At 37.9% G+C, this 18,811-nt stretch carries 16 protein-coding genes; 9 read left to right on the forward strand and 7 right to left on the reverse strand.

From position 1 onward, the window contains the following. Positions 1-268: 268 nt before the first annotated feature. The 3 genes from H4J56_RS03705 (at position 269) to H4J56_RS03715 (ending at position 6,287) form a co-directional block, all read left to right on the forward strand. Complete coding sequence (locus H4J56_RS03705; RefSeq protein ID WP_182258902.1) at positions 269-3,349, forward strand: chemotaxis protein CheB; 3,081 nt, start codon at positions 269-271, stop codon at positions 3,347-3,349. A gap of 45 nt (positions 3,350-3,394) precedes the next feature. Continuing rightward, positions 3,395-5,641 carry a bifunctional diguanylate cyclase/phosphodiesterase gene (locus H4J56_RS03710; RefSeq protein ID WP_259368149.1) on the forward strand — a complete coding sequence of 749 codons (2,247 nt, stop codon included), beginning with the start codon at positions 3,395-3,397 and terminating at the stop codon, positions 5,639-5,641. A gap of 415 nt (positions 5,642-6,056) precedes the next feature. Then, positions 6,057-6,287: a glutaredoxin family protein gene (locus H4J56_RS03715; protein WP_070374193.1), complete on the forward strand. Its 231-nt coding sequence runs from the start codon at positions 6,057-6,059 to the stop codon at positions 6,285-6,287. A 382-nt stretch (positions 6,288-6,669) separates the two neighbouring features. On the opposite strand, the gene H4J56_RS03720 is transcribed toward H4J56_RS03715, so the two are convergent. After that, positions 6,670-7,896: a DEAD/DEAH box helicase gene (locus tag H4J56_RS03720; RefSeq protein WP_182217817.1), complete on the reverse strand. Its 1,227-nt coding sequence runs from the start codon at positions 7,894-7,896 to the stop codon at positions 6,670-6,672. A 189-nt stretch (positions 7,897-8,085) separates the two neighbouring features. After that, a complete protein-coding gene (locus tag H4J56_RS03725; RefSeq protein ID WP_182258903.1) occupies positions 8,086-9,057 on the reverse strand; it encodes a DnaJ C-terminal domain-containing protein in 972 nt (323 codons plus the stop codon). A gap of 198 nt (positions 9,058-9,255) precedes the next feature. Here H4J56_RS03725 and H4J56_RS03730 point away from each other — a divergent pair, with 198 nt between their 5' ends. After that, positions 9,256-9,531, forward strand: coding sequence for a GNAT family N-acetyltransferase (locus H4J56_RS03730; RefSeq protein WP_182258904.1), 276 nt, complete (start codon positions 9,256-9,258; stop codon positions 9,529-9,531). A 160-nt stretch (positions 9,532-9,691) separates the two neighbouring features. Here H4J56_RS03730 and H4J56_RS03735 read toward each other — a convergent pair whose 3' ends face one another. Further along, positions 9,692-10,030 carry a GIY-YIG nuclease family protein gene (locus H4J56_RS03735; protein ID WP_182244048.1) on the reverse strand — a complete coding sequence of 113 codons (339 nt, stop codon included), beginning with the start codon at positions 10,028-10,030 and terminating at the stop codon, positions 9,692-9,694. Between the two features lie 469 nt (positions 10,031-10,499). On the opposite strand from H4J56_RS03735, the gene H4J56_RS03740 reads away from it, so the two are divergent. The 5 genes from H4J56_RS03740 (at position 10,500) to minE (ending at position 12,982) form a co-directional block, all read left to right on the forward strand. Next, positions 10,500-10,772 carry a DUF904 domain-containing protein gene (locus H4J56_RS03740; RefSeq protein WP_182214833.1) on the forward strand — a complete coding sequence of 91 codons (273 nt, stop codon included), beginning with the start codon at positions 10,500-10,502 and terminating at the stop codon, positions 10,770-10,772. Then, the gene (locus H4J56_RS03745) at positions 10,772-11,053 is read left to right on the forward strand and encodes a cell division protein ZapA (protein WP_182214834.1); all 282 of its coding nucleotides are present in this window, start codon (positions 10,772-10,774) and stop codon (positions 11,051-11,053) included. The genes H4J56_RS03740 and H4J56_RS03745 overlap by 1 nt, the downstream gene beginning before the upstream one ends. A gap of 91 nt (positions 11,054-11,144) precedes the next feature. Then, positions 11,145-11,864 (forward strand): septum site-determining protein MinC, encoded by a 720-nt coding sequence (minC, locus tag H4J56_RS03750; protein ID WP_182258905.1) that lies wholly within the window; start codon positions 11,145-11,147, stop codon positions 11,862-11,864. Between the two features lie 28 nt (positions 11,865-11,892). After that, positions 11,893-12,702: a septum site-determining protein MinD gene (gene minD, locus H4J56_RS03755; protein ID WP_070374181.1), complete on the forward strand. Its 810-nt coding sequence runs from the start codon at positions 11,893-11,895 to the stop codon at positions 12,700-12,702. Position 12,703: 1 nt separating this feature from the next. Beyond that, a complete protein-coding gene (minE, locus tag H4J56_RS03760) occupies positions 12,704-12,982 on the forward strand; it encodes a cell division topological specificity factor MinE (protein ID WP_070374180.1) in 279 nt (92 codons plus the stop codon). A gap of 136 nt (positions 12,983-13,118) precedes the next feature. On the opposite strand, the gene H4J56_RS03765 is transcribed toward minE, so the two are convergent. From H4J56_RS03765 to H4J56_RS03780, 4 genes are all read right to left on the reverse strand, one after another. Next, the gene (locus H4J56_RS03765; protein WP_182214838.1) at positions 13,119-13,763 is read right to left on the reverse strand and encodes a thioredoxin domain-containing protein; all 645 of its coding nucleotides are present in this window, start codon (positions 13,761-13,763) and stop codon (positions 13,119-13,121) included. Further along, positions 13,760-14,203 carry a disulfide bond formation protein B gene (locus H4J56_RS03770; RefSeq protein WP_182214840.1) on the reverse strand — a complete coding sequence of 148 codons (444 nt, stop codon included), beginning with the start codon at positions 14,201-14,203 and terminating at the stop codon, positions 13,760-13,762. Before H4J56_RS03770 ends, H4J56_RS03765 begins: the two co-directional genes overlap by 4 nt. 70 nt (positions 14,204-14,273) lie before the next feature. Further along, positions 14,274-16,433 carry a S46 family peptidase gene (locus tag H4J56_RS03775; RefSeq protein WP_182258906.1) on the reverse strand — a complete coding sequence of 720 codons (2,160 nt, stop codon included), beginning with the start codon at positions 16,431-16,433 and terminating at the stop codon, positions 14,274-14,276. A 237-nt stretch (positions 16,434-16,670) separates the two neighbouring features. Then, complete coding sequence (locus H4J56_RS03780) at positions 16,671-18,758, reverse strand: dipeptidyl-peptidase 3 family protein (RefSeq protein WP_182258907.1); 2,088 nt, start codon at positions 18,756-18,758, stop codon at positions 16,671-16,673. Positions 18,759-18,811: the final 53 nt, after the last annotated feature.

Below are 18,811 nucleotides of genomic sequence, written 5' to 3' on the forward strand. Positions count from 1 at the left end.
TGTTTGAAAGTCATCTTTGCAAACATATTGACGACATGAATCTTATATTTCTCTATTGTAAAGAAAATAGCTCCAAATAGAATTTATGTAGTAAATTTGTTCAATATGAGTCTAATTGTTATCTGAGGTTTAAGAACTCTTCAATCAATCACCATGACAGTATTTTTAGTTCATCGCAGCCAATGATTAACCTGAATTTATTGAATTTTCATCATATTCGGCGCATTATCTATAAACGCCACCCTAAGAATAAAAATACCCACACACAATGAAAAAATCTAAAGATGTTGTTTCTGAACAACAGGTTGATGAGAAAACAGAGAATAAAACGTCGTCTACTGTTGATGTTTTCCCTATCATTGGTATTGGTGCTTCTGCTGGCGGTCTTCAAGCCATCGAACGATTTTTAAGTAATGTGCCTGCTGACTGCGGCATGGCCTTTGTTGTGGTGCAACACTTAGACCCTAACCACAAAAACATCCTGTGCGACTTATTGCAACGCATGACTCCCTTAGATGTACATCAAATTACCGATCATATGGTGATTATGCCCAATAATGTTTACGTGATACCACCTGCCTGCGATCTAACTATTCTAAATGGAACATTAATTTTATTCGCTCGTGTTAACCCGCATGGTTTGCAATTGCCTATTGATTCTTTTTTCACTTCTCTGGCAGCCGATAGAAAGGAGCACAGTATTGCTGTTATTCTCTCAGGTATGGGGGCAGACGGTACGTTAGGTTTGGAGTCGATCAAAGATAAAGCAGGTGCGGTATTTGTGCAAAGTCCTGATACAGCCGAGTTTGACAGTATGCCCAAAAATGCCATTGATACCGGATTAGTTGATGCCGTAGCACCAGCAGATGAGTTAATGAGTTATATCGTTAACTATGTAAATAAAGTGCCGTTGCCGATTGAAGATTACAATAAAAATAAAGAAGATATTGAAAAGGTGATGGTATTACTACGTGCTCATACCGGACAAGATTTCTCGCTTTATAAAAAAACCACTATTAATCGTCGTGTTGAAAGACGTATGGCCTTGCATCAGCTTTCCAACATACCCGACTACGTACGTTATTTACGGACTAATCCCCAAGAAAATGAATTACTCCTTAAGGAATTACTGATTGGTGTTACTAACTTTTTTCGCGACAATACTGTTTGGAAAAAACTAGAAAATGAGGTGATCCCCTCGCTTTTTTCTGAATATCCAGAGGGAGGTACATTGCGTGCTTGGGTTCCTGCTTGCTCTACCGGAGAAGAAGCCTATACCCTCTCAATTGTGTTTCAAGAAGCTTTTAAAAAATTTAACTCGACCAAACATTTTGAACTACAGATTTTTGCTACTGACCTCGATATAGATGCCGTAAACAAAGCTAGAATGGGGATTTACAGCAATAGTATTCGCGCCGATATTTCCAAGGAACTATTAGACCTATATTTTGTGAAAGTAGACGGTGGCTATCAAATAGGCCAACAGGCACGAGAAAGTGTTATTTTCGCCCAACAAAATTTGGTGATGGATCCCCCATTTACCAAACTTGATATCATCAGTTGTCGTAACTTGCTCATCTATCTAGAGCCAGAGTTACAAAAGAAACTGTTTCCCTTATTTCATTACAGTTTAAAACCGTCTGGAGTGCTTGTTTTAGGAACGTCTGAAACCATTGGAAACGAAGAGTCACTGTTTACTCTTTTAGAGGGAAAACAGCGTATTTACAAACGACGTGAGACATCACAGCCTTTTAATGTAATGAAATTTCCGGTTAACGAAGTGAATAGTTATTCTCATGAGTTAAAGCCAGAAAAAAATGTGCCCGTTAACCCCCAAGATACAGTTACTATGAACTTAGAAGATTTACTCCAATCCTTATTACAAGAGAATTTTACTCCGGCGGCTCTACTAACCACTGAAAAAGCGGATGTCATTTATATCAACGGAAAAACCGGGAAATATTTAGAGCCAGCGGTAGGCAAGGTGAATTACAACCTTTTTTCAATGGCACGTGAAGGTTTGGCAGCACCATTGAACGAAATATTTAATCGCGCGGTGCGCCTGAAGAAAAAGTTAGATATAACGAACGTTGAGGTTGTCAGTAACGGTAATATTATTCTGGTCGATGTAAGGGTACAACCACTATTAGATTCATCAACATTAGGCCCTATGGTTCTAGTGTTGTTTACGACTTCTACAACGCCCATTGCACCCATTAAAACATCGCTCAAAGGTAATTTAGCCAAAGAGCATAGTAATGAAATAGAAAAACTAAAAAATGTATTGTCGCAGGGGAGGGAAGAACTGCGACTTACGACTAACGAAATGCAGGTTGCACAAGAGAATCTTAAATCTACCAACGAAGAATTACAAAGTACGAATGAGGAGTTTCAAAGCACTAACGAAGAGCTTACAACCTCCAAAGAAGAAATGCAGTCGATGAATGAGGAGTTAAGAGCGGTTAATCATGAACTAAATATCAAAGTCAATGAGTTGTCTCTAGCCAGAGACGACTTAAAAAATCTACTTAATAGTACTAGTATCGCCACGCTTTTTTTAGACAATGAGCTCAATGTTCGTCGTTTTACCCCTGAAACGGTTAAAATTTTCAAACTCATTCCTAGTGATGTCGGTCGCCCTATTACGGACTTGGTTAGTTCATTAATTTATCCTAAGTTGTCAGAACATACGGATGAAGTACTACGAAGCCTGATATTTCATGAAGAGGAAGTTACGACTCATGATGGTCGTTGGTATATTGTACGCATTATGCCCTATCGCACGCAGGAAACTCTAATTGATGGTGTGGTTATTACTTTTAGCGATAATACTATTAACAGGAATGCAAGTATTGCTATGGCCCTGTCAGAATCTCGCTTTCGTTTGCTATTTGAGAATTCATCGCATGCCGTTGCCTACAAGAACATACTAATGGAAGGCGACAAAGCGGTTGATTTCCACTATCTTGAAGTAAACAATGCTTACGCGGGTATAACTGGATTACATCATGTAGCAGGGAAAAAAGGCAGTGAAGTCGTGCCAAATATACTACAATCTAACGCTGAATTTATGGCCGCTTGTGGTCGCGTGGCGATGTCAGGAAAGTCTGAAAAATTCGAATATTACGTCAAAGAGTCTATGCAGTGGTTTATTTGTGCTATGTACTCACAAGAGCAAGGCCTATTCGTTTGTGTGACCGAAAACATTACTGATAAAAAACAAAATGTTAGCACGTTAGATGATATTAAGTTGATGTTAGCAGAAGATGATAACACCTCAGCAAAGGCAATGAAAAAAATGCTCGTTAATGTACAAAATACACTAGAAAAACTGCTAATACTGGAATAGTAAAGTATCACATAAAGGTAAATGTCCGATGAGGAAGAGTACATCATGAAAAAAGACTCAAAGCAGCTTACAGGTAAAAAAGTTGCTGTGCATAAAGAGGCTATGCTACGTCTGAAAGAAAAGGGGCAGCCTGACAGTGATTCAATTACTGATGAAGCAACCACTGTTAGCCTTCTGCATGAGTTACAGGTGCACCAGATAGAGTTAGAAATGCAGCAAAACGATCTTATTCTAGCCAGAGATTCTTCTGAAGCAGCAGCAATACGTTACGAAGCCTTATACGACTTTGCTCCTGTGGCTTTTATTTCCCTTAACTGTTCAGGCGATATTACCCAAACTAATCTAACCGCTGCCAGCATGTTAGGTATTCCGCGCGCGAAAATAAATGGCTTGAGATTGGCCGCGTTTTTAACCGAAGATTCTCTGTCTCAATTTAACTTACACCTGTCGAATGCTTTTAAAGAGCTAAATCAACCCGCTTGTGAGGTAAAACTATACGTTGATAATAAATTAATTACCGTTCAGGTGATGATGAGTATCAACGACGACGGCCTCGAGTGCTTAACCGTATTAACTGATATCACCGCGCGCAAGCAAACAGAAGTAAAATTAAAACTCGCTGCTAGCGTATTTAGTCACGCCCACGAAGGTATCTTAATAACAGATATCAGGGGTAATATCCTTGAGGTCAATGACACTTTTACCCAAATTACTGGTTATAGTAGAAAGGAAGCTATTGGTCAAAACCCACGAATTCTCAAATCAGGACGTCAGTCCGATGACTATTATAGACACATGTGGAAAGCCCTGAAGGAACACGGCTACTGGAGCTCAGAAATATGGAATCGACGAAAAAATGGTGACATTTATCCCGAAATGCAATCAATTAGCGCAGTAAGTGATGCCTTGGGTCAGGTAATGCACTATGTATCAATGTTCTCTGATATTACTCATCTTAAAGCGCATCAAGAGCAACTTGAACATAGCGCCCATCACGATATATTAACCGGTCTTCCCAATAGAATACTGTTGGCTAACAAGTTAACGTTGGCTATTAAGCAAAGCCAGCGACACGGAAAAATACTTGCACTTGCCTATATTGATTTAGACGGTTTCAAGAAAATTAATGATAGTTATGGGCACAACACGGGTGATCAATTTCTAATCGACATTTCAGCTAAGTTTGAGCAGTCTTTACGTGCGGGTGATTTTTTAGCGCGTATTGGCGGTGATGAATTTATCGCTGTACTTAGCGACCTCGATAATATAAACGAATGTGAGCCGGTATTGCAGCGCATATTGACAGCAGCATCTCAAAATATTATCTGTAATGATAATATACTAAAAGTTTCAGCCAGCATTGGTGTGACACTTTATCCTAAAAATGGATCTGATCCTGACCTCCTGCTTCGCCAGGCGGATCAGGCCATGTATGTTGCCAAAGATGCAGGGAAAGGTTGTTATCGGTTTTTTGATATAGGCCCATCAGAGGCAGATCGAACACGAAGGGAGAGTCTTGAGCGCATTCGTCAGGGGTTTGAGAAAAAAGAGTTTGTTTTATATTATCAGCCTAAAGTGAACATGAAAACCAATGAGGTGATTGGCGCTGAGGCTCTGATCCGTTGGAAACATCCTCAACAAGGCATCTTGCCACCCGATGCTTTTTTACCCATCATTGAAGGTCATTTAATCAGTATTAAAATTGGTGAATGGGTTATTGATACAGCACTTAAACAGATGAGTATCTGGAAGACACAAGGGTTAACCATACCGATAAGTGTCAACGTAGGTGCTAGCCAATTACAAAGTGGCAATTTTGTAACTCATTTAGCGGGAGCGTTAGCTGCCTACCCTGAAAGTTATCCTGAATTACTGGAATTAGAAATATTAGAGACTAGTGCACTAGAAGATGTCATTCAGGTTAGTAAACTCATGAATACCTGTCTAAAAATGGGGGTAAAGTTTGCCTTGGATGATTTTGGCACTGGCTATTCTTCGCTAACTTACCTTAGACGCCTACCCGCTGATACTTTAAAAATTGATCAGACTTTTATTCAAGATATGCTTACAGATACCTCTGACCTTGCCATTGTTAAGGCTGTTATCGGCTTAGCTGATATTTTCAATCGCGGTGTAATCGCCGAGGGAGTTGAAACAAAGGCTCACGCTGAAAAACTACTGTCGCTTAACTGCACTATTGCGCAAGGCTACGGAATTTCTCGCCCTATGCCTGCGGATGATTTTCCTTTATGGCTGGAGAATTGGCATATAAATCCAATTTGGACAGCGTAAGATTTCAATTAAGGTAGTTTGTTAAGGTTTTTAGGTCAATTGAGTTTACAAAAAATAATGCCAAGGCAATCATTTAAACGGTAGGTTTGGTGGCTTAGTTGTCTTACAGGGTAAAGCTAGATTTACATATTCTAAATGCTGCAAAGTGTTCAAGAAACTAATGATGTTCACTTTTGTAAAGTGGATAAAACCACAAATTAAAAAAGTTTAATTGATAAAATTTTGCTTATGGCAGCTCTAAGCAGAAACGATTAAATCAAAGCCCAAACAACTAGTTGATATATTTTTATCACCTTGGTTTAGCAAAGCCGATTCATTTTCTTTGTATAAAATTGAAAGTTCGGTTAATTCATCTTTGTTTTTTCTGAGAGTTCAGTAAAATAGTGAATCTTTAACAATTCAGCAAAGGCTAGTGATGAAACGCGTTGTTTTATATATTTCAGATAAATGCCCCCATTCTCGTGAAGCTCAAAAATACTTGGATAATAATGGCATAAAATACAGATTAACCAATGCGAAAATGCAGCGCGGTAGAAAAGAACTTGACGCTATAGGAGCTAGCTCTTTACCCGCCCTTAAAATTGGTAATGAAGTCATGATTGGCTGGAATCTAAAAAACTTTAAGAAACTCTATGCCGAAGATTAACAAGCTCAATTATCTCATTAGATAATTGAGTAACCAAAGAGCACAGAATGCTTGATTACTCTATTTCGAATGGATAAAAAGATAGAAAAGTAGGGCACCATATAATCTGCCCCTGAGCATTATAATAATTAATGATCACTTTATGCGCCGACTGATCAACGAATAGTACTCATAGGTGTGGTTAGCCATTACCGCATGCGCACTAAAATTAATCGCTAAACATTACTTAATTTATGGTGCCTATTTGCACAGCAACTAGGTTAATGCTGATAATATTTTGCCCAGTGTACTTATCTTCATCGCAAAAAAAGCATTCTAAGGCATCGACAGTTGATATTTGTAGCCGAGCTAAAAATCTTTAGTTGGCTACTTTATCGCTATCCTATTTTCTTTTTTTTCTTGTGCTATTCGTTCTGTTCGTTTTATTTGTTTTACTTACCTTTTTTTTGACTTCTTTAGGCAATTTTGAAAACTCTTTATGAAAAGGCTGCTCCGTAACAATAGGAATAACTTGTCCTATGCTATTTTCGATATTAATTAATTGCCTCATATCATTTTCTACAGCAAATGAAATGGCCATTCCACTTTTACCGGCCCGAGCAGTTCGCCCTATACGATGTATGTAATTTCTTGGATCTTCAGGAAGGTTATAGTTAATAACTAAAGTAATATTATTAACATCAATTCCGCGAGCAGCAACATCAGTGGCAACTAATACTCTTAGATTAGAATCTTTAAAGTTTTGTAGCGCTTCCTCTCTAACGGCTTGTGTTTTACTACTGTGAAGGCTAGCGGCTGTTATCGATGCTTTTTCTAATGCTTTAACAATGATGTCAGCGCCATACTTTGTTTTACAAAAGATAAGCACTTTTTCAAATTCAGGTTTTTGTAATATATTAAAGAGTAAAGGTACTTTATTCGCTTTATCAAGATGGTATACGCTTTGATTAACCAAATCGATAGTGACCGTTTCAGCCGCCACTTGAATTTTTATTGGATCTGTTAATATTGCTTCTGCCAGTATTTCTATTTCAGCGGGCATAGTCGCTGAAAACAATAGTGTTTGTCGCTTCTTTGGCAGTTTAGATATAATGGTTTGAACATCTTTAAAAAAACCCATATCAAGCATAGTATCTGCTTCATCTAAGACAAATATTTCTAACGCCTTAAAATTTATATCACCCGTTTCAATTAAATCTAATAATCGTCCAGGGGTTGCCACTAAAATATCAAGTCCGAGCGCGATCGAGTCAACTTGAGCTTGTCTTCCTACACCACCATAAACAACCTTAGTTTTAAGTTCTAAACCTTCAGAGTAGTCATCAATGTTTTGCATTATTTGCGAGGCGAGCTCTCTCGTTGGCGTTAGTATTAGCGAACGCGTGCTCTTCGCTTGAATATCTATTTTATTTCGACCAAAATTATTGATAATAGGCAGTGAAAAAGCCGCCGTTTTTCCTGTTCCCGTTTGCGCTATACCAAGAAGATCATTCCCATTAATAAGAGCCGGAATACATTCTTTTTGGATCGGTGTAGGCTGTTTATAGCCCTTAAGAGTAACGCGATCAATAATTGACTCTAAAAGTGAAAATTCTTTAAATTCTGACATGCTGCCTCGGTGTCCTTTAATCAATAGCCGACTATTCTAACAGAATGCTTTAATATATTTAAGACGTATTAAAGGTGGCTTTTTCTGACGGGTTCTCACTTCAATAATACCGGTTATCAAAAATATGTTACTTTGTTGCGAACCATTACCTGTTAGTCTATTACCCCGAGCAGACGCTAAATACTTTGTTTAACTACTTTGTTTAACCTTTTCATCTTCACTTTCTTTTTTGCTAGTATCATTCGCGAGTCCTTTTAAAGATTGATATAGCGCTTCTTCTGCTGCGGATAAGCTTTTTGGAAAAACAATTTTGAGTTTTACAAAAAAGTCTCCAGCAATTTTACCCGGTAATCCCCGACCTTTTAGGCGCATTTTAGCGCCACTACTCACTAATTTAGGCAGGCTTAAATCAATTGTTCCTGTTGGTGTTGGCACTTTTACTTTTTCACCTAGTGCTGCTTGCCATGGACTAATAGTAAGCTCGGTGGTGATGTCTTGCCCTTCAATGGTATATAAGGGATGAGGGTTAAAGCCTACTTCAATATATAAGTCACCATTGTTAGCGCCGCCAAAACCTGTTTCACCTTGCTTTTGTAAACGAATTTTCTGTCCAGGTTTAATACCTTTTGGAATACTTACTTTCAAGGTTCGCGCTTTTGATTGTGCTTGTCCATGTTCATCAACCATTTGATCTTGCAAGGTAAAGCTTCGAGTTGCCCCGGTATATGCATCAGGTAAGTCAATTAATACTTTTGCATGACTGTCTTGCCCTTGCCTAGACTGAGGACCACGCGATGAATGCTGGTTTGCGTTGAAGCCGCCACCAAATAATGATTCAAAAAAATCACTAAAGTCGCCTTGACCGCCGGCATTAAAATTCCCATTACCTTGCTGATATTGCTCTTGCCATTTAGGTGGCGGGGTAAAGCCTGCTTGGCCCGCCTTCCAATTACTACCCAGTTGGTCATAAGCTGCGCGCTTTTCTTTATCACGTAACACGTCATAGGCTTCATTAATGTCTTTAAAGCGAGCTTCTGCATCTTTTTCTTTACTGACATCGGGATGAAACTTTCGTGCTAATTTCCGATATGATGTTTTAATTTCATCCTGAGACGACGTTTTATCAACGCCCATAATTTTGTAATAATCTTTATAATTCACAGTGAACTCCTGCTTAGTAAACCGGCAGATAAATATTGGCCTAATGTTAACTAGTCCAATTTGATGGTGTTATTATAAGAATAAATAAATATGATGAATGTCAGTAATGTGACACTTTCAGTAAAATATGGCAGGTAGATTTAGATCTTTAATGCTATTTTTGAAAGAAGTCGTTTTAATCTCTTTTAAGGAAAAATAATGTCTTACACGCTCATACATAACGCAAACGAATGTAAATACGAATATCATATCGATGGTGCGGTTGCTTATATCACTTACGATGATCAAAACGGTAATATGCACTTAACCCATACTATTGTTCCTGATGAACTATCGGGGAAAGGCCTAGCAAAAACACTGTTAGAAGATGTTCTTCAGCAGATAAAAATTGATAATAAAAAAGCGGTTGCGCAGTGTTCATACATTATCAAATATTTAGAAAAACACCCTGAAGCAAGTCACTTATTTGTATAATTATTGACAATAAAAAGCGCTATTAGCGATGAGTTTTAAAATGAATAAAGTCACTTTTATCTATAGGCGCTTATAACCAATCTGTTATTTCCATAATGTTGACCGTCATCTTAATAGTATATTAATCAGTACTTATTAAGATCAACCCTATAAAAATAGTTTAGTGCACGCTTAAAACGGGTATTTTTAACACTTCTCTTTTTAATAGGCTTCTTGCTATTTCAGGCGATACTTCATAAAACTCGTTAACGTATTTTTTCGCATCAAAATACTGTCTTATCTGCTTTTTAACTTTACACGGATTTTCGCATGCCAAAGAAAAAAAGAGTTGATAATGGCCTGGGCTCTTCTTTGACAGTGACTTTGCATATTCTTCAGTATTGCTTGAAGTACACCCTATTCTAATTACATTTGAAAAAATAGAATGTGTCATTATGTAGACATTGCCAAACGAAACATTATCAAGTGGGTTAACCAAGCGGGAATTTTTTAAGCTCATAAGTTTGTTCTCATTGAGTAATAAAATGTAGTGACTTATTGTCTTTATCGTTATCTATGACGTTATTTTATCGAGTTCTTTGTCTAGAATATTGATCTCGAACTGTTATTTATGTCGTTGCGTTATTATTTGAACGCAGACTTGATGCGGGTCAATGTTTTAGTTATTGATAAGGAGGTTAGAGAAAGGTCAGTTAATTTAGTGATACAAAAGGGTCGAGATTAAGATAGTTTGCGTTGCTAAATGCGTATTGGTGTTAATTAATATAAAAATTTACCGGCTAGACTTCTTATATTTGCCGCTTGTTATTTGGTCGAAGCGCTTGTTTTTTAAACGTGATTTATTAATCTATTCTATCTTTAATAATTGTTACACAAATTAAGGCGATAATTGTCGTAAAAAGTAGCATTCTGCCTCACTTTATATTAAATTTGCCGCCCTTAATTAGTACAGTTAACCAGAGCGCCTTATGAACGAAAATACTCTCCCACAACTCGAACAACTGATCGAAAAAATCATTGATAAAAATAACCAATTAAAAAGCCAAATAGCAGAATTAGCAGAGCAAAAAGCAGGCTTAGCTCAGCAAGTGGCAGAATTAGCAGAGCAAAAAGCTTTGCTTGTCGATGAAAATGAAACCTTTCAGCTTGAAGTCTTGGAAGGTGAAGAAAAACAGAAACAAACAAATAATGTATTAACTGCTTTATTAGCTAAATTGCAAAGTGCAGAAGAGCTTAGTTAATGTCTATTAAAGACTCTAATGGCATCAGCATTGAAATTATGGGTAAGCTACATCAGTTTTCTTGCCCAGCTGAACAGGCAGAGGATTTAAAGGAAGCGGCTAGTAAACTTGCTGTTATGTGCGATGACATTAAACAGCAAAGAGGAAATGCTAGCAGCGAGCGTGCTTTATTAGTTGCGTCAATTAATTTAAGCTATTCATTATTAATAGCAAATAATAAAATTGAGCAAAATCAACACAGACAAGAAGTGTTGATTTCGACACTTAAAAACGCTTTATAAACACTTTCACCTTTTCTAGTATTGCCACTATCGCTGAGTAAGTTAAGATAGTGGTAATCATCGTTACTTTATACTTAGGAAAAATTTAGCTATGGCTGATGCTAGCATTGAATTTAAAGGTTCAAGCTTTACCCTGTCTGTTTTACATTTAAAAACATCAAAATTAGCAGATATTCGGTCTGATTTAGCAAACAAAGTCGCGCAAGCGCCAGATTTTTTTTATCTTGTTCCTATTGTGGTTAGTATTGAAAAATTAGAGGGTTCGGTTGACTATCAAGCAATCAAATCATTAATTGAAGAATTCAATTTTACCTTTGTTGGCTTTACGGGGTTGATAGCTAAAGAACAACGAACGTTGATCCGCGAACTTGGCTTTTCATTCGTTAATACGGCAAAAAACCAGTCTTTAGATAAAGCGCCTCTTGCAGAAAAACCAGAAATTACAAAAACTGAAACGATAGCAGATATACCAGATCGTGGACTTTTCAGCGATAAAATACATCGTGGTCAAATTCGTTCTGGTCAGCAAGTTTATGCTAAAGACCAAAATTTAGTGGTTATTGGCTCAGTATCTGCTGGAGCTGAAGTGATTGCTGATGGTAATATTCATGTTTATGGTTCGTTACGTGGTCGAGCCATTGCCGGCGCAACAGGTCACCATCATGCGCAAATATATTGCCAAAATCTTGAAGCAGAATTAGTTTCGATTAATGGTAACTATTGGCTAAGCGAGTCAATGGAGCAACATTGGGGCTCACCCGTATATATACATTTGACTGACAGTGAATTAACGTCATCAAAACTTATTTAACTTTTAACTTATAAAGGATATTCGGTCTATGGCACGAATAATAGTAGTTACATCAGGAAAGGGCGGGGTTGGCAAAACGACATCAAGTGCGGCAATCGGTCTTGGTTTGGCGTTAAAAGGTCAAAAGGTTGTGTTAATTGATTTTGACATAGGCTTACGAAATCTTGATTTGATTATGGGCTGTGAACGCCGAGTTGTTTATGACTTTGTTAATGTGATTAATGGTGAGGCCACCCTAAATCAGGCATTAATTAAAGATAAGCGTGTCAGTAGTTTATCTATATTACCTGCTTCACAAACCCGTGACAAAGATGCGTTAAATAAAGAAAACGTTGGTAAGGTTCTTGAAGAGCTTGGTAAAACCTATGACTATATAGTTTGTGATTCTCCAGCGGGTATTGAAGCAGGCGCTATGATGGCGCTTTATTATGCTGATGAAGCTATAGTCACTACTAACCCTGAAGTTTCATCGGTTCGTGACTCTGATCGAATTTTAGGTATGTTAGCTAGCCGCTCTCGCAGAGCTGAGCTTGGCTTAGAACCTATTAAAGAACATTTATTATTAACGCGTTATTCACCTAAGCGTGTTGATGATGGTGAAATGCTAAGTGTTGAAGATGTGGTAGATATTCTATCAATACCTTTATTAGGTGTTATTCCGGAATCACAAGCGGTACTTAAGGCATCTAATGCCGGTGAGCCAGTGATCTTAGATACTGAAAGTGATGCAGGAAAAGCGTATCAGGATGTGGTTGATCGCCTTTTAGGTGAAACCGTTGATTTTAGATTTTTACATGCCAAGAAAAAAGGCATTCTTAGTCGTATGTTTGGAGGATAACATGGCATTACTTGATTATTTTTTACGTAAAAAAGAAAAACAGGTAACAACCGCTTCTAAGGCGAAAGAACGTTTACAAATTATTGTTGCCCATGAGCGCAATAGTCGAAATAAACAACCTGATTACTTGCCGCAACTCACTGCGGATATCCTTGAGGTATTGCGTAAGTACATTAAAGTCACCGATGAAAGTTTTTCGATAAACCTTGATAATAAAGGTGGCGATTTAAATGTCTTAGAACTTAATATTGAATTAAGTGATGAGAACAGTATTAACTAAGTCGATTTGATATTGTTTATCAGACCTTATTGGTAAACATAAAAAAGGCGCGTATTCTTTGAGAGAATACGCGCCTTTTTCATTTTATTTTACGATAAAATGATTAAACATTTTACCGTCATCTTGTTTTTAACACTTAGTAGGCTTCGGCGATGGCTTCTTCAACTAACTGAGTTAACTGTTCGTAGCCAAAATTAACCAGAGGTTTTCCATTAACAAAAAACTGCGGCGTTGCTCGAACTTCGAGGGTTTTACCGTCTGCGATATCTTGCATTATAACCTTGCTAACGTTTTCGCTACTGACATCACGCATAAACTGTGCACTATCTAAAGGTAAGTCTTTTAATAACGCACGAGCACTTTGTGGTTGAGCAACATGATGGCGAGTCCAGGCTTGCTGTTTGGCAAATAAAATTTCTACTGCCGGCCAAAACTGTTCTTGTAAGTGTGCGGCTTCAAGTAGTTTAACCACTTGATCTGAACCCTTATGGAAAGGGGTGTAGCGCATCATAACCTTAACTTTACCAGGGTAGCGTTTAATTAAATTATTTACTAGTGGGTAAAAAGCTGAACATGTTTCGCAAGCAGGATCGAAAAATTCGACAATGGTCACTTTTGCCTCTAACGGTCCTTTTATTGGCGCGCCAACACGTTCAATGATGTCGAGGTTTTCAACCTTAGCGCTCTGGTGGCTATTGTTTGCTTTAAATATTGTTGCTGCGCCAATAAAAGCCAAAAGGATAATAAGGCTGGCGCTAATGAAAAGTGTTTTTTTATTCATGATGATTCCGATTTAGTCATAAAAAATAATAATAAAGCCATGAGACTAAAGGTTAGTAAAGACATCATTGGCATATTTAAGAACCCAAAAACATTGAGATGCGTTTCTGAACAAGGAATATCTTGTACGCAGGGCTGTGCGCTTTTAGGAATATAACCGGCCACTAATAACACATGAAATAATGCGGTTAGCCAACCAAATAAAACCAATACACTCGCATAGCGGGTCACTTTAGCGTCGAATGGAAATAAGGCCATTGGTAAAATAACGACCAAAGGGTACATAGCAATTCGCTGATACCAGCACAAAGAGCAAACGGGGAGTTTAACAACCTCACTAAAAAATAAACTAGCAAGCGTGCTTATGGTGGCGAGTACCCAAACTGAAAAGAGTAACAACCAACCTTTGGATAACGTATTGTTAGCAGGTATATCGTTCATATAATCTCGTTTAGTTAACGTTAAAAATCCAGCTTAAGCCGGATTTTTAAGGTAAATAAAATTAAGTTAATTATTCAACTATATCCATTTCTTCAATAAGATTGGTCGCACCGTCAACATGTTCCATCACCCATAACATGTATTTAATATCAACGTGAATCGATCTGTTTAATTTAGTGTCGTAATCCCAATCACCAATAATACTTTCATAAACACCGTCAAAGACTAAACCAACAAATTCTGCTTTATCGTTGAGAGTAGGTGAGCCAGAGTTACCACCGGTAATATCTAATGTGCCTAGGTAGTTTACGGGCACTGAGCCGAGTTCTTTTTTAGCGTATTCGCCGTAACTTTTACTCTTAATTAACTCGAGTTGTTTTTTAGACGCATTAAAGGGTTTAATACCTGTGTCTTTTTCTACTATACCTTCAAGTGTGGTAAAAGGTGTTGCAGTGAGTCCGTCTACTGGTGAATAACCTTTTACGTTACCGTAAGTAATACGTAATGTACTGTTAGCATCTGCGTATACAGGGAGTTTTTTATCGTTAAAATAGGCGATTAACGCTTCCATATACTTAGGACGATAAGCTTGAATATTACCTGACAATTCTTCGTCTTTTTCTTCAAGTGCTTTTCTTACAGAAAAAGTCTTTACGGCAAGTTGAATAAAGGGATCTGAGCTTTTTTCAAAGTCGGCTACCGATTTATTCATCCAAGTAAGGCGAGTTTCTTGGTCAGCAATTGTTGATGTTTGATACATTTTTTCAAGCTTAGTGCTTAAGGCTTTTTTATTTAGCCCTTGTTCAAGTTCAAAAAATTCATCGATGGCGAGAATACGTTCTGATTTAGGCAATTCAACATAATGTGTCAACATAGCGAATAAGATCTTTTGATCGATATTCGCATCGAATCGACGATTAAAGGTTTTCATGCTTTGTTCAAAACGTGCAAGATCACGTTCTTGGTAACCCCTTTCTCTCGCTACGTTTGGTTTGTTTTTTTCTACGGCTAAACGATGTAAACGATAAGCGGTGCTTAACATTTTGTTGTAAGCCATATAACCTAGAATAAGATCGCGTGCTTGGGTTTTTTGGTTCTGTTTTAGTAGCTTATTTAGGCCGGTAAGTGCGTTGCCATATTTAGCTTTTCGCATTTTATCAGCATTGATCCAAGCGCTTAAGTCTTGTTCTAGTTGCTGTTTACGGGCTAACGTTGTGCCTTTATTGTAGCTTTTTATCATGCTACCGTAATTTTTTGCGTAGTTAGCTAAGCCGGCTAAGGTGCTTTCGTACTTTATTCTCGCTTCACTTTCTGGTGCAGACTCGTTATGAATTAAGTCGATAAGCTCTTCACGATAATTTTTAGCATTAGGGTAAGTCCAAGTAAATTGGTTTTCAACCTCAAGTGCAGTGCGGTAACGGTTGGTGCGTCCTGGGTAACCTAGCACCATAATGTAATCGCCTTCATCAACACTACTTTTATTCACTTTTAGGTGATGCTTTGGCTCATAAGGTACGTTGTCTTTACTAAAATCGGCGGGTTGGCCATCTTTACCGACATATGCACGATAAAAACCATAGTCTCCGGTGTGGCGTGGCCACATCCAGTTATCAACATCGCCACCATACTTACCAACACTACTTGCTGGAGCATGGACTAAACGAACATCGCGAATAGTTAATTGTTTAAATAAATAATATTCTAAACCGCCATGAAAATTGACAACACTACAACGATATTTGTCATCACTTTCACATTCAGCTACTAATGTTTTAGAGTTTTTATCTATGGCTTTATAGCGCTCAGAGCCCGACATGTTCTCGGTAATACTGCCTTTAATTAACGTGGTAACATCATTGATTTCTTCTGTTACATAGATACGACTGCCGGGTGTAGCGGGTAGCTCTTCATCAAAGGTTTTTGCTAGAAAACCATTGGCGAGTAGGTTGTTTTCTGCTGTTGAGTTGTATTGAACAGAGCCATAAACACAATGGTGATTAGAGGCAACTAAGCCTTTATCAGAAACAAAAGAAGCCGTGCAGCCACCAAGGCTGACAATAGCACCCATAGGAAAACCAGTAAGATCGGTTAAATCGTTAGGATTTAATTTTAAACCTGCTTGGGTAAGTTCTGATGCAATGCTTGGTAATTGGTGAGGTTGCCACATACCTTCATCAGCTGTGGCAAATGTTGAAGCCATCGCTAATAATAAAATTGTTGTTTTTTTCATTAGAATTCTCTGGATTGTATTAATTTATAGTTTTAATTTTATAGTTATAAGCTGCGCGTAAATATTATAAAATACTTAGTTGTCATGTTTTTACTTAATATTGCTAATCGACATTATGCCAAAGATAACTTTAAGGATAAAGAGGGCGTTTTAAGCAAAATAAACAAGGCGTATGATTATTGTGATCACACGCCTTGGTTTCTGATAACGTTTACGTTATTTTAAGAGGTTTTGACTTTAGTTTAAAACGGGCAATAAACCATAATCTTTACCATATTCCAACATCTGCTCTTGGAAGTTATCAGGGTAAGTGATTTTAACATTAGTCATTTTATCACCTAGATAAACGGCCTCTAATTTAGGGTTAACAAAACCAGAATATGGTGCTAATTTAAGTTTCTCATAACGGCTCAACACTTCTAAGTGCAATTTTTTGTCGACCTTAACCGCGTAGCCTTCAATTAAAGCTTGGCCTGCAGCAAAGTCACCTTCAGACTTTATTCGTTGTAATTCACGTAATAATTGGCCAAATAATGTCCGTAGCTTTTGATAGTCGTTGACAACAAAAAAAGTTTTTCCATCACGAACTCGCTTTTCAATAACATTGTCAGTGGCACCTTTTTCAAATGCCCAACTTGCAATTAACTGGCGGTTACGCATGTGCGCTTCTTCAATATGCTCACCCTCTTTTAGACGCCTTAATTGCAACATCATGCCGTTACGAATATAACTGTCGTAGCTTGCTTTCCCCACTTCTAAGCTTGGCATTGCACCCATATCAATTAATTTTTGATCCATAAGATAGTACAAGGCAATTAAGTCGGCGCGACCTTCTTCAAGGGCTGACGAATATTGCTTTAACGTTTCTTTAGGTGTGCCAACGCCTTCGTTAATTTGCCCCGAAGCATGACCAACAACTTCATGTAAATCGGTATGCAAGTGAGACGCTAACGGACCAAATTCTTTGCTGCGGGCAAGTTCAGCATCGTCCCAAACAAACTCGGCTAACGAACCACCTTTTACGTTGTCATAAGCACTAACAATATTAGTTAAGCTTACCGACTTTGAACCATGCTCAGCGCGTATCCAGTTAGCGTTGGGTAAGTTAATGCCAATAGGCGTAGAAGGAGAAGCATCGCCAGATTCAATAACAACTGTAATGGCTTTACCGGTAATACCTTTGACTTCTTTTTTCTTATGGCTTTCAATGAGTGGTGAATTATCTTCAAACCACTGAGCTTCTGCGGCAATCTTAGCAATCACCCTGGTGGCTTCGTGATCTTTTACCGAAACAACGGATTCAAATGAACCTCTGTAAGCTAGAGGATCGTCGTAAACTTCGATGAAACCATTTACTACGTCAACATCTGAATTAACGTCTTTAACCCACGCAATAGAGTAGTCGTCAAAGTCTTTTAAATCACCGCTTCTATAGTATTTAGATAACAAGGTTAGGGCTTTACGTTGTTGCTCGTTTTCAGCAACGGTTGCTGCTTTATCTAGCCAAAAGACAATTTCACTGATGGCTTTATCGTACATACCACCCACTTTCCACACTTGTTCAACTATCTTGCCGTCAATTTTTACTAATTTAGAATTCAAGCCCCAAGATACTGGACGCTTAGGGTCTACATCGACCTTATTTTTATAAAAGTCTTCAACTTCTTGTTCGGTAACTCCTTCATAATAGTTAACGGAAGAGGCAACAACATTATCAATGTTAGCAGACTGATTAACCATTTTAGGTGCGACCGTTGGGTCGAATAAAATAGGCGTTAGTAAGGCCACTAACTGCTCAGCACTTTGGTCTTTATTTAAGGGTAATTTACCTTTTTCGGCAACTGACATGACATAGCGTTCAAAAGTTTCAGGGCTAAATTCAGGGCTGAATTTACCTGACATATAATGGTGATGAATGCCGTTAGAAAACCAAACACGTTTGGTGTATTCATTGAACTTTTTGAATTCTTCGCTGCTTTTGTCTCCGGCATAATCAGCAATAACCGCTTCTAGCGTATGACGAATGGTGAGGTTGTATTTGTAGTTATGATCCCAAGTAATATCACGACCAGAAAGCGCTGCTTTATAAAGATAAAATAACAATTCTTTAGTTTCTAGAGGCAACTCTTCAAAACCAGGTACTTGATAACGTATAACACGGATATCAGCAAAACGGTCTACCTGCCATTTAAATTCATTGTTGCTAGTTGCTGTCGCTTGATGAGTTTGCTTTGGCTCTGCTTTATTGCTGCTTGTTTCTTGTTCAGAGCAGCCAGAAAAAGTGAGCACAGCTGCTAACGCTGCAGATATTTTTGATAATTTCATGTGGTTTTAATTCCAAGTATTGCCCTGCGATCGAGCCTTTTATTATAAGTATT

The sequence above is a fragment of the Colwellia sp. BRX8-4 genome (assembly GCF_014077345.1).
GTDB lineage: Bacteria > Pseudomonadota > Gammaproteobacteria > Enterobacterales > Alteromonadaceae > Colwellia_A.

Coding starts and splice junctions, on each gene's coding strand:
- H4J56_RS03705 (WP_182258902.1), top strand. CDS start 269: ATGAAAAAATCTAAAGATGTTGTTTCTGAACAACAGGTTGATGAGAAA.
- H4J56_RS03710 (WP_259368149.1), top strand. CDS start 3,395: ATGAAAAAAGACTCAAAGCAGCTTACAGGTAAAAAAGTTGCTGTGCAT.
- H4J56_RS03715 (WP_070374193.1), top strand. CDS start 6,057: ATGAAACGCGTTGTTTTATATATTTCAGATAAATGCCCCCATTCTCGT.
- H4J56_RS03720 (WP_182217817.1), bottom strand. CDS start 7,896: ATGTCAGAATTTAAAGAATTTTCACTTTTAGAGTCAATTATTGATCGC.
- H4J56_RS03730 (WP_182258904.1), top strand. CDS start 9,256: ATGTCTTACACGCTCATACATAACGCAAACGAATGTAAATACGAATAT.
- H4J56_RS03735 (WP_182244048.1), bottom strand. CDS start 10,030: ATGAGCTTAAAAAATTCCCGCTTGGTTAACCCACTTGATAATGTTTCG.
- H4J56_RS03740 (WP_182214833.1), top strand. CDS start 10,500: ATGAACGAAAATACTCTCCCACAACTCGAACAACTGATCGAAAAAATC.
- H4J56_RS03745 (WP_182214834.1), top strand. CDS start 10,772: ATGTCTATTAAAGACTCTAATGGCATCAGCATTGAAATTATGGGTAAG.
- minC (WP_182258905.1), top strand. CDS start 11,145: ATGGCTGATGCTAGCATTGAATTTAAAGGTTCAAGCTTTACCCTGTCT.
- minD (WP_070374181.1), top strand. CDS start 11,893: ATGGCACGAATAATAGTAGTTACATCAGGAAAGGGCGGGGTTGGCAAA.
- minE (WP_070374180.1), top strand. CDS start 12,704: ATGGCATTACTTGATTATTTTTTACGTAAAAAAGAAAAACAGGTAACA.
- H4J56_RS03765 (WP_182214838.1), bottom strand. CDS start 13,763: ATGAATAAAAAAACACTTTTCATTAGCGCCAGCCTTATTATCCTTTTG.
- H4J56_RS03770 (WP_182214840.1), bottom strand. CDS start 14,203: ATGAACGATATACCTGCTAACAATACGTTATCCAAAGGTTGGTTGTTA.
- H4J56_RS03775 (WP_182258906.1), bottom strand. CDS start 16,433: ATGAAAAAAACAACAATTTTATTATTAGCGATGGCTTCAACATTTGCC.
- H4J56_RS03780 (WP_182258907.1), bottom strand. CDS start 18,758: ATGAAATTATCAAAAATATCTGCAGCGTTAGCAGCTGTGCTCACTTTT.